Origin of the sequence: Caulobacter sp. UNC358MFTsu5.1, assembly GCF_000712075.1 — a bacterium.
In the GTDB taxonomy this organism is placed as follows: Bacteria; Pseudomonadota; Alphaproteobacteria; order Caulobacterales; family Caulobacteraceae; genus Caulobacter.
The window spans coordinates 399,368-413,262 of the sequence record NZ_JONW01000005.1 but is presented as its reverse complement, the minus strand read 5'-3'; the positions used below and the strand labels follow the sequence as shown (position 1 = coordinate 413,262).

11 protein-coding genes are annotated in these 13,895 nt (G+C 69.8%); 8 read left to right on the top strand and 3 right to left on the bottom strand.

What is annotated here, in order from left to right:
• Positions 1–9: 9 nt before the first annotated feature.
• Positions 10–999, bottom strand: a complete 990-nt coding sequence (locus BR39_RS0104040) for a transporter (protein ID WP_029907976.1) — start codon at positions 997–999, stop codon at positions 10–12.
• A 231-nt stretch (positions 1,000–1,230) separates the two neighbouring features.
• Between BR39_RS0104040 and BR39_RS0104035 the strand changes: the two genes are divergently transcribed.
• From BR39_RS0104035 to BR39_RS0104015, 5 genes are all read left to right on the top strand, one after another.
• Positions 1,231–1,833 carry a GNAT family N-acetyltransferase gene (locus BR39_RS0104035; RefSeq protein ID WP_029907974.1) on the top strand — a complete coding sequence of 201 codons (603 nt, stop codon included), beginning with the start codon at positions 1,231–1,233 and terminating at the stop codon, positions 1,831–1,833.
• 203 nt (positions 1,834–2,036) lie between these two features.
• The gene (locus tag BR39_RS0104030) at positions 2,037–3,362 is read left to right on the top strand and encodes a hypothetical protein (protein WP_231499395.1); all 1,326 of its coding nucleotides are present in this window, start codon (positions 2,037–2,039) and stop codon (positions 3,360–3,362) included.
• An 87-nt stretch (positions 3,363–3,449) separates the two neighbouring features.
• Positions 3,450–4,697 (top strand): hypothetical protein, encoded by a 1,248-nt coding sequence (locus BR39_RS0104025; protein WP_029907970.1) that lies wholly within the window; start codon positions 3,450–3,452, stop codon positions 4,695–4,697.
• Between the two features lie 131 nt (positions 4,698–4,828).
• Positions 4,829–6,397, top strand: coding sequence for an adenosine deaminase (locus BR39_RS0104020; protein ID WP_029907967.1), 1,569 nt, complete (start codon positions 4,829–4,831; stop codon positions 6,395–6,397).
• Positions 6,398–6,478: 81 nt separating this feature from the next.
• A complete protein-coding gene (locus tag BR39_RS0104015; protein ID WP_029907965.1) occupies positions 6,479–7,078 on the top strand; it encodes a hypothetical protein in 600 nt (199 codons plus the stop codon).
• 10 nt (positions 7,079–7,088) lie between these two features.
• Here the strand turns inward: BR39_RS0104015 and BR39_RS0104010 are convergent, their stop codons facing one another.
• Positions 7,089–7,517, bottom strand: a complete 429-nt coding sequence (locus BR39_RS0104010) for a VOC family protein (protein WP_029907964.1) — start codon at positions 7,515–7,517, stop codon at positions 7,089–7,091.
• A gap of 991 nt (positions 7,518–8,508) precedes the next feature.
• Between BR39_RS0104010 and BR39_RS0104005 the strand changes: the two genes are divergently transcribed.
• Both BR39_RS0104005 and BR39_RS0104000 read left to right on the top strand, forming a co-directional pair.
• Positions 8,509–8,934, top strand: a complete 426-nt coding sequence (locus BR39_RS0104005) for an SMI1/KNR4 family protein (RefSeq protein WP_051695147.1) — start codon at positions 8,509–8,511, stop codon at positions 8,932–8,934.
• Positions 8,935–9,205: 271 nt separating this feature from the next.
• Positions 9,206–10,657: a hypothetical protein gene (locus BR39_RS0104000; protein ID WP_029907962.1), complete on the top strand. Its 1,452-nt coding sequence runs from the start codon at positions 9,206–9,208 to the stop codon at positions 10,655–10,657.
• A gap of 36 nt (positions 10,658–10,693) precedes the next feature.
• Here BR39_RS0104000 and mutL read toward each other — a convergent pair whose 3' ends face one another.
• Positions 10,694–12,661, bottom strand: a complete 1,968-nt coding sequence (mutL, locus tag BR39_RS0103995; protein ID WP_029907961.1) for a DNA mismatch repair endonuclease MutL — start codon at positions 12,659–12,661, stop codon at positions 10,694–10,696.
• A gap of 131 nt (positions 12,662–12,792) precedes the next feature.
• Here mutL and BR39_RS0103990 point away from each other — a divergent pair, with 131 nt between their 5' ends.
• The gene (locus BR39_RS0103990; protein ID WP_029907960.1) at positions 12,793–13,788 is read left to right on the top strand and encodes a TraB/GumN family protein; all 996 of its coding nucleotides are present in this window, start codon (positions 12,793–12,795) and stop codon (positions 13,786–13,788) included.
• Positions 13,789–13,895 lie beyond the last annotated feature (107 nt).

Genomic DNA, 13,895 nt, shown 5'->3' with positions numbered 1-13,895 from the left:
GGCCAGGTGCTACAGCACGTAGTTCACCGCGATCACCGGGGTCACCGAGGCGGTGACGTTGCGGCCGGCCGGGACGATGCGGGCGCCCATGATCACGCCCACGGCGGGGCTGAAATTGTACTCGACGGCCGGGGCCAGGATCAGGGCCTGGCTGACCGGCGAGCGGCGCTCGTAGGCGACGCCGGCGCCGTCGACGCCGCTGACCTTGGTCGAGGCGTCGCGCTGATAGGCCAGGTCCAGGGCCGCCACCCACTGGCGGGTGATGCTGTACTCGAAGGCCAGGTCCACGTTGAACGAGTCGCCCGGCTTGGCCCGGCCGTCGAAGCCCGTCGGCGTGCCATAGACGCTGGCGCCCTCGACGTCGGCGTGGCCCGAGACCGTGTAGGCGAGGTTCAGGCGGGTACGCAGGATGCGGCCGTTGGGCGTCCAGAAATAGGTCTGGGAATTGACCCCCAGGGTGGTGGCGTAGGCCCCGCTGCCGAACCCGTCGTGCGGGCGGTCGTCCAATCGGTCGTAGCGGCCGGTGGGCAGGGTCTCCTGCAGCAGCACCGAGATTGTCGGGGTGCGACCGCCTTCCTTCCACTGGGTCAGGCGGTACTGGCCCTGGACGGTGAAGTCGCCCAGCTGGACGCCCGAACTGGAGCCGGCCTTGGTCCGGGCGTAGCCGAAGCGCGGGATGACCCCGGCGGTGAAGGTGTCGGTGACGCCGTACAGCAGATAGGTCAGCGAGCCGAAGCCGTCGGCGTCCGGAACGTCGTGGCGCTTCCCCTCGCCGTCGATCGCGCCGTAGGGCTTGGCGTCGTAGAGATAGGGCTCGATCAGGGCGTGGCCCTTGGGCAGGGTCGAGGCGCCCGAGGCCAGGATCGGTCCGGTCCACCAGGCGTCGGACACGGCTTGGCGGGCGGCCGGCTCATCGGTCGCGAAGGCGGGGGCGGCCAGGGCCAGCGGACCCAGCAGCGCGGCGAGCCCGGCCGCGACCCGGCGTGGGTTGGAAGTCATCGGTCTCTCCCCGTGTGCGTCGCGGTCCAAGGCGGCCGCGCGTCGTCGTTAGGCGGTCAGGTGCGCGACCGCCGCCCGGAACTTGCGGCCTGTCGGTGTCAGGATGTGTCGGCAGCGTCGCGCCGCCCGCACTCTCCCCGCCGCCGCCCTGGGCGCAAAGAGCCAGACCGATGGAAAAGAGGGGCGCCAGATGCTTGCGCGGGGCCGCCGGTCGAGGCCATCCTGCCGGCCATGAACATCCAGATTCACCCCCTCGAAGGCCGCTACGTCCGGCTGGAACCGATCACCCCCCAAGTACCTGGCGAACTGCGGGCCGAGCTGAAGGGGGCGATCGACTGCGATCCCGCCAGCTGGGAGATCATGTCGACCAACGGCTGCGGCGAAGGCTTCGCCGACTGGTGGGGCGCGCTGAAGGGCGAGACCGAGCGCGGCGAGCGCATCGGCTACGCCATCCGCCGCCTGAGCGACGGCAAGGTGGTGGGCACGTCCAGCTACCTGAACATCCGCAAGCTGCATCGCGGGCTGGAGGTCGGCTCGACCTTCCTGCACCCCGACGCCCGCTCGGGCCCGATCAATCCGGAGTCCAAGCGGCTGCTGCTGGGTCATGCCTTCGACGCCGGCGCGATCCGGGTGGAGTTCATGGTCGACGTCCGCAACGCCCGCAGCCAGGCGGCGGTCGAGAAGCTGGGCGCCGACCGCGAGGGCGTGCTGCGCAACCACAAGATCACCTGGACCGGCCACGTGCGCGACACCGCCGTGTTCTCGATCACCGACGCCGACTGGCCGGGCGTGAAGCAGCGGCTGGATTTCCGGCTGCAGGAGACGTTCGCGTAGCTCCGCTCGTGATCCTCGGAACAAGTCCGAGGATGACGGAGGCTGGGCTGAATGGGGCGTTTTCCCCGCGAATCCGCGCCCAATTGTCACAGTTCTGCGAAGAACGTTGATCTTTGAGGTAAAGATGGCGTTAGCTATCTTCACGTAAAGATTTCGCCAAGCTTTCGCGCGTAGTTTCCCGGCCCATGACGGCTATTGCGTGCTTGAGAATTCTGGTCGCCGGGACCGCCAGTCCGTTGGGCGAGGCGGGTCGGAACATCCCGGTCTCCCAGGTGGAAGCCGCCGCCGACCTGTACCTCAAGCATCGCTGGAAGGCCCCGCGCCGCTACGGCGCCGTCGCGCCCCTGGCCTTCGTGTTGGCCGACACCAAGGCCGAGAGCCTGGACCCGGTCGAGATGCAGACCCTGGCCGTCGAGCTGGAGGCCGGCCTGTTCCCGGACCGTCAGGCGGGCCAGGTCTGCCTGCTGACCTTCGAGGGCGACGAGACCTCGGTCCTGCAGTTCGCAGCCCTGTCCCAGGCGTCCCTGGCCAGCCTGATCGCCGGCCGCGGCTACGCCGGTCCGGCCGGCCACGTCCAGGTGATCACCGCCGCCGAGATCCGCGCCGTGCCCAGCGCGCCCAGCGAGGCCGTGGTCGACGAGCAACTGCAGGCCGCCCTGAACGAGACCGCGCCGGCCAAGGCCGCTCCGGCCGTCGCCGAGCCCGCGGCGGAAATCGTCGAGGCCGCCGAAGCCGTCGCCGACGCCGCGCCGGCCGCCGAAAAGGCCCCGGCCGCCCCGTCGGCGCCCGCCGCCGCCGCGAAGCCGGCGCCCGCCCCGGAAAAGCCCAAGCCGCCGCCCCCGCCCGCCACCGGCTGGTGGGGCCTGTACCATCCGCCGTCGGAGTCGTTCGTCGGCGCGGCCATCGGCCTGCGCGCCGACCTGCTGACCCCGCGCCCCACCGACGACGCCCCGCTGCTGACCCGCGACCTGACCTGCCTGAACGACGCCCAGGCCGCCTTCGCCAAGGCCGGCGACGCGGGCATGCTGTTCGTGCCGTTCAGCTTCTGGAACCTGACCGCCCCGTCCTCGCAGGAGGCCTACAAGCGCCGGCTGTCGCGCTATCCGCTGGCCATGCAGGCCCGCCTGGGCGCGACGATCTATGACACCCCGCGCGAGCCCTCGCTGGGCACGCTGGGCCAGATCCGCGCGTTCCTGCAGCCGCACTTCGCGTTCATCGACCTGAACATCACCGAGCCCAACTTCCCGGTCGCCACCCTGCCGGGCGACCTGGCCACCAGCATCACCCTGACCCTGCCCGACGACGACCTGCGCCTGCGCATCGAGGCGATCGGCAAGTTCGCCTCGGCCCAGGGCGCCTACCGCGCCAAGGGGGTTCGACAAGGGGTGACCGGCCTGCGCGACCCCAAGGAGCTGGAAGCCTGCCGCGCCGCCGGCCTGCGCTTCGTCTCCGGCCCCGCGATCACCGACCTGATGGCCAGCCCGATCGGCGCCGCCCCGGCCGCGGCCCTGCCGCTGAAGGTCGCCTAGCGAGGTCCATCCCCCGCGACGCTGGGTCGCGGGCGATTTCGGTCCCGAGGGTCAGGACCGCTAACCTTCCCCGCGCATGTTGGCCGCATGACAGCGATCGCGTGCCTGAAGGTCTTCGTGGGCGACGAACTCCGGTTCGCCGACAACGACACCATGGCCGGCCTGGTGGGCAAGGTGGCCGGAGCCTATCTGGAGACCACCTGGCTGTGGCCGCGCCGCTATGGGCTGGTGGCGCCGTTCTCGTTCGTGCTGGCCGACCCGCGCGCCACCCAATTGGACGCCCGGGAGTTGCAGGCCCTGTCGCGCGACCTCCAGCACAAGCTGTTCGGCGACAAGGGCGACGGCGACATCGTCCTCCTGATGTTCGAAGGCGACCAGACCGACGTCATGCGTTTCGCCGGCCTGCACGCCGCCGAGCTGAAGGCGCTGCTGGACGGCGAGGACGACGGCTCGCTGGTCGGGCGCGTCTGCCGCATCACGCCGAACGAGGTCAGTTCGGTCGTGCCCCAGGGCGGACCCGTCTGCGGGGCGCCGACCATGGAGGAGCTGGCCGCCCTGGCGCCGCCGCCCGCCGAGGACCCCGGCCCGCCGGCCCGGGTCGGCTGGCGCGGCGTCTATCACGGACCCCGCCAGGTGTTCATCGGCAGCGTGGCGGTCTGGCGGCCGGCGCGGACGGCGTCGGTGTTCGGCCTGTCGCCGGCGCGGCAGGAGGCCGACCGCCCCGAGGACGACATCCCGACCCTGGCCGCCGCGGCCGAGGCCCTGGCCGCCGTGCCGGTGGGGGTGATGTTCTTCCCGATCAGCTTCTCGACCATCGTCAAGCCCGGGGCCCGGGCCGAGCTGCTGCCGCATCTGGAAGCCCTGCCGGCCGGGTCGCGGGCCCGCCTGGCCGCCGCGGTCTACGATACGCCCCGCGCCCCGTCGTTCTCGGCCCTGTCGCAGGTCAAGCGCGTCCTGGACCCGTTCTTCGCCCGGCTGGACCTGCGGGTCGCCGACCCCGCCTTCCGGATCGAGGACCTGCCGTCCGACCTGGCCAGCAGCGTGACCCTGGTCCTGCCCCAGGCCGACGAGCCCACCCGCCTGGCGGCGGTGAACCGCTTCCTGCGCGACGCCCCGGTCTATCGCCGCAAGCAGGTCTGGCAGGGGATCACCGACGTGCGCACCCGCCGCGAGCTGAACCACTGCATCGAGCAGCAGGCGCCGTTCCTGACCGGCGAGGCGGTCACCGACCTGCTGGAGAAGCCGGTCGGCGCCACGCACCTGCCCTGGCTGAACCTGCCGATGCACGACTGGTCGACGACCCCCGAGATCGCCCCCGTCTCGTCGGTGGCCTGAGCCGCGTCCCGTTCCCCCTGGGCGGGGGCAAACCCCACGAAGGCGTTCCAGGGACAGGATTTGCGCTGGATTTAGCCGGCGATGCCGATCACCTTGGCCGACACTTCGAATGGGGTTGGGTGGGCGAGACGATGATCGGCGTGAAACGACTGGCGGGCGCGGCTCCTGTCGCGGTGTTGACGGCCGCGCTGCTGACGACGGCGGGGACCGCCCACGCCCAGCGGCCTCCGCCCGCCACGTCTCCGTCCCCGGCGGTCGCCCAGGCCGCCGAGGCCAGCACGGTCGGCCGCTTCAACGCCGTCGCCAAGGACCGCGCCCAGCTGCGGCTGTTCCTGCGGGCCATGCCCAAGGGCGGCGACCTGCACAACCACCTGTCCGGCGCGGCCTATGCCGAGGACTTCCTGGCCTGGGCCGACGAGGGCGGCCTGTGCGTGACCACCGACGTCCTGCCGTCCATCGTCCCCGGCCCCTGCGACGCGCCGGGCAGGGTCCCGGCCAAGGGTTTGGCCGCGGCCAATACGGGCCTCTACAACCGGGCGATCAACGCCCTGTCGATGCGCAACTACGACGCCGGCGCCGACGGGGCCATGGCCTCGGGCCACGACCAGTTCTTCGCCACCTTCGGCCGGTTCGGCGCCGCGGGCGACGGCAAGCTGGGCGCCCTGCTGGCCGTGGCCCGCGAATACGCCGCCGGCGACACCGTCGGCTATGTCGAGACCTCGGTGAACCCCACGGCGATGGGCGAGCTGGCCTGGTCGTTCAGCGACACGCCCTGGACCGACGACTTCGCCGGCGCCCTGGCGGCGATCAAGCCCCGGCTGCCGGCCATGGTCGCCCAGGCCCGCCAGGAGTTCGACGCCGCCGAGGCCGACGCCGACCGCCGCCAGGGCTGCCTGGCCCAGAAGCCGCGCACCGGTCCCTGCGCCGTGGTGCTGGGCTATCAGGGCTTCGCGGTGCGCATCCTCAAGCCGTCGGTGGTCTTCGCCCAGCTGGCCTCGGCCTTCGCCTTGGCGCAGGCCGATCCGCGCTTCGTCGGCGTCAACATCGTCGCGCCCGAGGACCATCCGGTCTCGCTGTCCGACTACCGGCTGCACATGCGCATGCTGCAGTACCTGCACGCCCAGTATCCGGACGTGAAGCTGTCGCTGCACGCCGGCGAGCTGACCCTGGGCCTGGTCACCCCGCGCGAGCTGCGCTTCCACGTCCGCGAGGCGGTCGAGACAGCCGGCGCCCGCCGCATCGGCCACGGCGTCGACATCGCCTACGAGGACGGCGCCAACGACCTGCTGGCCCGCATGGCCCGCGACAAGGTGGCCGTCGAGATCAACCTGACCAGCAACGACGTCATCCTGGGCGTCAAGGGCGCCGACCACCCGCTGCACCTCTACCGCAAGGCCGGCGTGCCGTTCGTGCTGTCCACCGACGACGAGGGCGTCTCGCGCATCGACCTGACCAACGAGTACCTGCGGGCCGTCACCGAGCAGGGCCTGACCTATCTCGACCTCAAGGCCGCCGCCCGGGCCAGCCTGGAATACAGCTTCCTGCCCGGGCCCAGCCTGTGGACCGCGCCCAAGACGCCGGTCGCCGCCTGCGCCAAGGCCGGCCCGGCCTGCGACGCCTTCCTGGCCGGCAGCCGCAAGGCGACGGCGCAATGGCGGCTGGAGCGGGAGTTCGCGGCGTTCGAGGCGTCCGGCCGCTAGTTTTGGAGCTACCGCGAAAGGCGTGATCCGCCTGCCAAGGTTGTGCTATCCCCGGGATGTGAAGCCCCGGGGGGAGCCGCCATGACCCAGATCACCGCCGTCAATTCCACCGACCAGTCCGCCCAGCTGACCATCCTGAAGGGCGGCGACGAGCGGACCCAGGCGCTGTCCGGCAAGGTCGACGTCGCCGCCGAGGGCGTGGTGATCGTCCCGCCGGTCAAGGGCTATACGGTCTCGGCCTCGGTGGCGATCGACGGCAACACCTACACGACCAACACCGTGCATCTGCCCGACGGCGCCTGGCGCCTGACCGCCCGGCTCGAAGCCGGCGACGGGGTGTTCTTCTTCGAGCTGGCCAGCCAGCCCGGCGACGTGCCCGACAGGTTGGTCCTGATCAACACCCTGCGCGAGCCGGTGCTGTTCACGATCACCGCCTACGCGGCCGACGCGCCCGGCCAGGCGGTGCTGTCCTCGGACCTGGTCGTCCAGCCCACCGAGCGGCTGGACGTGGGCACGGGCAACAGCTTCGCCTTCTACGCCGTGGTCGATGGCGTGGTGACCAACACCGTCGAGGTCGATCCCGGCCGGCCCGGCCAGGACGTGACCCTGCAGATGGTCGAGGCCGTGACCGACGACGGCCAGGAAGGCTACGGCCTGACCCTGGTCGAACCCACGGCCTGACGCCGCGCCTCTAGCCCTTCGGCGGATCGGGGAAGGTGATCTCCACGCTGGGCGCCGAACGCTCGTGCGGCCCGTGGTACACCGCCTCGATGTTGTTGCCGTCGGGGTCGTAGGCGAAGGCGGCGTAGTAGCCGGGGTGGTAGGGCCGCTCGCCCGGCCCGCCGTTGTCGCGCCCCCCGTTGGCCAGGGCGGCGGCGTGGAAGCGCTTGACCGCTTCCTGGTCGGCGGCCTGGAACGCCAGGTGCACGTGGCTGGCCGGCTCGCCGACGTCGATCCACAGCTCGTCGGCCCAGACGTGGTCGCCGGCGCCGGGGATGCTGCCCTCGACCAGCGGCACGCCGATCGTTTCGAGCACGGCCTTGTAGAACCGTTTCATGGCGGGCAGGTCCTGGGTGCGCAGGTGGACATGGTCGATCAGTCGGCCGCGATGGAGTTGCATGGGAGGGCTCCGGAGGACGGGTGTTCCGGGATCAACGTGGCGGGGCGCGGCGCAGTTTCGGGCGGCAGGCGGCCGGCAAGGCCGGGGACATGCCCTTTGGGCGTGTCCCCAAGTCCTGGCGCGGAGACTGCTGCTGGGGACACGCGCGAGCGCATGTCCCCGACCGGGGAGCCCGGCGGGTGGGAGGCGGCGGAGCGTCCGGGCCATGCCCGGCATAGGATTGTGGAGAGTACCGTTTCGACAGGGTCTGGACGCTCCGCGCGGATCGTTTTCCGGTGAGCCTTCGAGGTGCGGGGTTTTAACCCGCTCCCGATGGAGGCCCCCGACGGGCGGAAGGTTGACGACCCTTCCGGACCGCCCGGGCGATTTCAGCCCGGGCCCGCCGCGTCCGCCGATCCTCCGCCGCCTGGGCTTCGTCCCGATGTTTCAGGGAAACCTGCCCAGGACGCCGAAGCGTCACTGAAGACCACCGACGAACGCTTCCCGCTCGACCGCCCCTGTCGCACGTATCGGTCGCCGGCCGGACGTCCTCCCCACGACAGGGCGAGGACCAGTATGCGGGCGGTTTGAACGCGGCGGCGGATGTGACGCTGATTTTGTTGCAGGGCGTTGAATTGGCTGGGGTTTGTCTCGACGGTCGCGGGGATTGAGCGCGCTGTATCCCCCTAACCTCCGCTCATCCCGGCGAATGCCGGGACCCAGATCCCATGGCGGTCTGGTTGATTGGAGAGGCTCAGCGCTCGTGGCGTCAGCCTCAAAGCCATTCCATCTGGGTCCCGGCATTCGCCGGGATGAGCGGATCAAAAGGGAGTGGCCGAGCCCGGAAAGACCGCCCGCAGCGGCGAGGCCGCGCCTTGAAACCTTGGCTGCCAGCGTGCTCTGGGGACTGACCGAGTCAAGGACGGCGCGCCGCGCCGCCGCTCCGCGGCCGCCGGAGGCGGTCCTTGACTCGGTCAGTCCCCAGAGCTCCCATCCACCAAGGGTTTAAGGCGTGGCCGCATCCGGCGGGGCGGATGCAGCCTTCGCCGTCAAAGCCGCCGAGGGGGAGCTCATGCCATTTCCAGTCCGCGAGGCGCTGATCGTCGAGGCCGAGCAGGCCTTGGGGCGCCGGTTGCCGCCAACCTTCCGGGAGCGCCTGACGAAGGACAATGGCGGGGAGGTCGCCACCGCCGACGACGACTGGACCATCCACCCCGTATGGGACCCGACCGATCGCCGGACCATCGCGCGCACCGCCAGCCACATCGTGAAGGAAGTCGACCAGGCGCGAGCCTGGGCCGGCTTCCCATCCGACGCGATCCCTTTGGCGATCAACGACCAGGGCGACCGCATCATCGTCCGCGCGGCGAGGGACGATCCTGAAGTCTGGGACCACGAGACGGGCCTGATCACCCCCATCGACATCGACTGGCGATAGGAACGCCTCAAGCAAAGCCGTGAGTTTTGGGTGGTATTCCGCTGGCCGAGATCGAGCCAGGGGTAGGCAGCTTCACTGCTACCTTGACAACTGGTGGCGAAAGCCACAACTTCACCGTGCCTCTGGATGGAGGCTGAAAAGAAACCGAGATGGTTTCGGTTATTTGTGCTGCTGCAAAGCGGCGAAATCAGATCGGTCCTGGACCGAAATGGCTTGCGCACGAAGGTGCGTCTGATGGCCGAGGCCAGTCTCTTCGATTGAAGGACTGGAAATGACTGACACCCCCAAGATTATCATCCGTTTTGCCCTTGTGGCCGAACAGCCGAATGCGCGCGACGAGGAGCGGTTGAGCCACGTCTCGGCCGAAAATTCCATCGCCGGCATTAAGCGGTACACGGGCTTCGTTCGTGGACGGGACCTCTACCCTCTGTTTGATCATCTTTCCTTGGAGGCTAACCCCCGTGCCGCAAAAACCGGGGCAGTGACCGAGGCGATCATCGACTCGCTCGTTAGCACTCCGGAGCTCTTCCCTTTCAAGACGAAGGGCATCCTGCTCGGCACTTCCATGTACGAACCCCTCCAGCGCAACCGCTTCCAACTGGTTTTCGAGGATCCGGCGTCTGAAGGTGTTCTCGATGGTGGCCACAATATGCTGGGCATCGGCATCCACATGCTTTCTCACGTCGTCGAAAGGCGAGAACTCGCTGGCGTCTCTCGCTGGGACGAGATGAAGGATCTTTGGCTGGAACGCCGGTCCGAACTCGAAGAGGTCCGGGATCGCTTCGACTTTCTCGTTCCCGTCGAACTGCTGGTTCCCTCTGATACTGAAGACGCGAACTCGGTGCAGCAGTTCGAGATGTCGGTGCTGGAGATCTGCGCGGCGCGGAACAACAACGCCCAACTGACCCAGGAAACGAAGTCGAACAAGCTTGGTTTTTACACGGAGATTCGGGAGCGTCTGGATCCGGACCTTGCCGCTCGCGTCGAGTGGAAGAGCAACGAGTGGGAGAGCAGCGAAGCCAGGCCTATCAAAGTGCGCGACCTCCTCGCCCTCGCGTGGATCCCGCTGAACAAGGCCAATGAAGAGCAGCTGCTGCCGCTCGATATTTCGGTGACCCCTCAGAACATCTACCGGAACAAGGGAGAGTGCTCGAAGCAGTTCGACAAGCTGATGTTGAATCCGCAGATTTCCGAACCTCGAGACGGACCCACCCATGAACTCATCAACGATACAGTCGCCTCCTGCTTCGATATCCTGGCTAATCTTCCGAAGCTCTACGACAAGATCTATGCCCAATTCCCGGAGGCTTATAATTCCAACGGTTTCCGTTTCGGGGCGAACCCGATCGTAAAGATCTATGACCCCGCCAGACGCGAGCAGGCGAAAGACAAAACCGCATACGTGGCGACTCAGCCTCGTACCCCGTTCACGGATCGGCCGGTTACTTATCGCTATCCGGACGGCCTGATCATGCCGTTGGTGTATGGGCTCAAGGGACTGATGACGATCGACGGCAATAGTGTGGTTTGGGCGACGGACCCGTTCGAATTTCTCGACGCGTATCTGCCTGACATCGCTGGTGCCTATCGGCTTGTTCTCGACATGGCGCGGTTCGATCCTCAGAAGCTTTCGAAGAACCAGGCGAGCCACGAGTTCGCCGTCGGCGAATTCGAGAAGGTGCTGATCAAGCACAAGGCCAAGCGTCGCGCGGCCTTGGTCTAGACGCCCGGCGGTAGGGGGGCGACCTGGCCCGCCCCCCTACCGCCGCCCAAACAGCCTCTCAATATCCGCCAACTTCAGCTCCACATAAGTCGGCCGCCCGTGGTTGCACTGCCCCGAATGCGGCGTCGCCTCCATCTCCCGCAGCAGCGCATTCATCTCCACCGCGTTCAACCGCCGCCCCGCCCGCACGCTGCCGTGGCAGGCCATGGTGGAGCAGACCTCTTCCAGGCGTTCCTTCAGGGCCAGGGCCTGGCCGTTCTCGGCCAGGTCGTCGGCGATGTCGCGGACCAGGCCGGCGGCGTCGGTCTTGCCCAGCAGGGCCGGGGTCTCGCGGACCAGGACGGCGCCGGGGCCGAAGCTTTCCAGGACCAGGCCCAGGGCCGCCAGCTCCTCGGCGCGGGCGACGACGCGTTCGGCCTCGGCGGGGTCCAGCTCGACCACCTCGGGCAGCAGCAGGGTCTGGCGGGCGACGCCGCCGGCGGCCATCTCGCCCTTCATCCGCTCGTAGACCAGGCGCTCGTGGGCGGCGTGCTGGTCGACGATGACCACGCCGTCGCGGGTCTGGGCGACGATGTAGGTCTCGTGCACCTGGGCCCGGGCCGCGCCCAGCGGGAAGTCGACGGGGTCGAAGGCCGGGGCGGGGCCGTGGTCCGGCTGGCCGGGATAGGCGACGCTGGGCGGGGCGTCGTAGCCGCCGTAGGCCGCCTCGCGCACCGCCTCGGCGACGCCGCCGCCGCCGCCCCCGAAGGCCTCGGCGCGGGTGGCGTAGACCTCCTCCGGCGCGGCCTCGTATCTCGCCGAGACGTCCGACAGGCCCGGCAGCACCTGGGGCGCGGGCCGCGTCCAGCCGCCCGACTGCCAGGCCGAGAAGCCGGCGGGGGAGGGGGCGGGCTGGTAGCCGCTGTAACCGCCGCCGCCCGGCGGGACCAGGCTCTGCGCCCGGATGGCGTCCAGCGCGCTCGCCGCCGTGGTGGTCGAGGCCCGGTGGCCGGCCGCGGCCAGGGCGTGGCGCAGGCCCCCGACGATCAGGCCGCGCACCAGGGCCGGGTCGCGGAACCGCACTTCGGCTTTCGCCGGGTGGACGTTGACGTCGACCTCGGCGGTGTCGAGCGTGACATAGAGGGCGGCGGTCGGATGACGATCTCTTGCGAGGAAGTCGGCGTAGGCCGCGCGAAGCGCGCCCTGGAGAAGCCGGTCGCGCACCGGGCGGCCGTTGACGAACAGGTACTGGTGGGCGGCGTTGCCGCGGTTGTAGGTGGGCAGGCCGATGAAGCCGGATAGCCGCACGCCGTCGCGGGTCTGGTCGATCTCCAGGGCGTTGTCGTGGAAGTCGCGGCCCAGCACGGCCGACAGGCGGGCCAGGCGGCCTTGCGGGCCGGGATGCTCGGGCGGCAGGCGCAGGATGCGGCGGCCGTCGATGTCCAGCGAGAAGCCGACGGCCTCGTGGGCCATGGCCTGGCGCTTGAGCTCCTCGGTGATGGCCAGGGCCTCGGCGCGTTCGGACTTCATGAACTTCAGGCGCGCGGGGGTGGCGTAGAACAGGTCGCGCACCTCGATCCGCGCCCCGTGGTCGCCGGCGAAGGCGGCCGGGGCCACGTCGCCGACGCTGCCGCCCTCGACCAGGATCGAGAAGGCGTCGCGCTGACCCTTGGCGCGCGAAGAGATGGAGAGCCGCGCCACCGAGCCGATCGAGGGCAGGGCCTCGCCCCGGAAGCCCATGGTGTGGATGCGCAGCAGGTCCCACAGGCCGTCCTCGTCGGGGGCCAGCTTGGAGGTGGCGTGGCGCTCGATGGCGACGGGTAGTTCCTCGGCCGAGAGGCCGCAGCCGTCGTCGGCCACCAGGATGCGGGTCAGGCCGCCGCCGTGGGCCTCGACCTCGATGCGGGTGGCGCCGGCGTCGATGGCGTTATCGACCAACTCCTTGATGGCGCTGGCCGGGCGCTCGACCACCTCGCCGGCGGCGATGCGGTTGACGGTCTCGGGCGGCAGGCGGCGGATCGGCATCTGGGACGGCTTTCGGCGCGGCCGGGGCCGCATTGCAGCATGGTAATTTGACGGCCCAGCTTGGGGCCCTTCCAAGTGTGGAAGACCGATCATCTTAGATCGATTCCGCCACGGCTGGAGACACACAGATAGTGACGCAGTTGCGCTTGGCCGCCTCGTTGGCGGTGTTGGGCCTGATGTTTTCCGGTTCGGCCTTCGCCCAGCAGGCCGTCGACGCCTCCGGGCCGATCGACCTGCGCAAGGTCGATCCCGAGGCCAACATGGTCGAGGAACTGGTGGTCAACGCCCGCCTGCCGGGGCCGGCCTGGTGGAAGGTCAGCGACGCCGACACCACGGTCTATGTGCTGGGCGTGCCGGCCCTGACGCCCGCCAAGCTGGAGGTCGACGAGTCGGTGTTCAAGCGGCGTGTCGACGGGGCCAACGTGCTGATCATGGGCCAGGAGGCCGACGTCAGCGTGGTGCGGCTGATCTCGCTGGCCCTGGCCGGCAAGCGCTACTTCATCACCGACAAGCCGATGCGCCAGACCCTGCCGCCGGACCTGCGGGCCCGGCTGGAGGCGCGGCTGGCGGCGATGAAGGAGAAGCCCGACAGCATGGACGAGGTCAAACCCGCCTTCGCCGGCTTCCTGGTGGCCAACGGCGGGGAGGGCGGCGACGTCTCGATCCATCTGGGCGGCGTCACCGACGCCATCCGCGACATCGCCAAGGGCAAGGACCTGGACAAGCGTCCCCGCATCCAGAACCTGCCCGGCTACAGCCTGGTCGACGCCATCAAGTCGCTGGGCGGGGCGCCGCAGCCGCTGCAGGAGCTGTGCCTGGACGCCGGCTTGCGCCAGGCCGAGAGCGGCCAGGAGGGGATCAAGGCCCTGGCCGAGCGCTGGGCGCGGGGCGAGGTGCGCGAGGTGCTGGCCGCCGACCGCGGCTTCTCGCGCTGCCTGGCCTCGACCCCGTCGATCGCCCGCGACCTGCGCGACGGCCGCGACGACGCGGTGCGGGCCATCTCCGCGGCGCTGAAGACGCCCGGCAAGGCCGTGGCGGTGATCGAGCTGCGCTCGCTGCTGGCCGAGGACGGGGTGCTGGACCAGCTGCGGGCCAAGGGCTTCACGGTGACGACGCCGGGGGAGTAGAGGGTTCTGACGGGGACATGCCCTTGCGGCGTGTCCCCAAGTCTCGCACTGCGTCTGTTGGGGACACGCCGCGAGGGCGTGTCCCCGGCTGAGCTGGAGGTCCACGA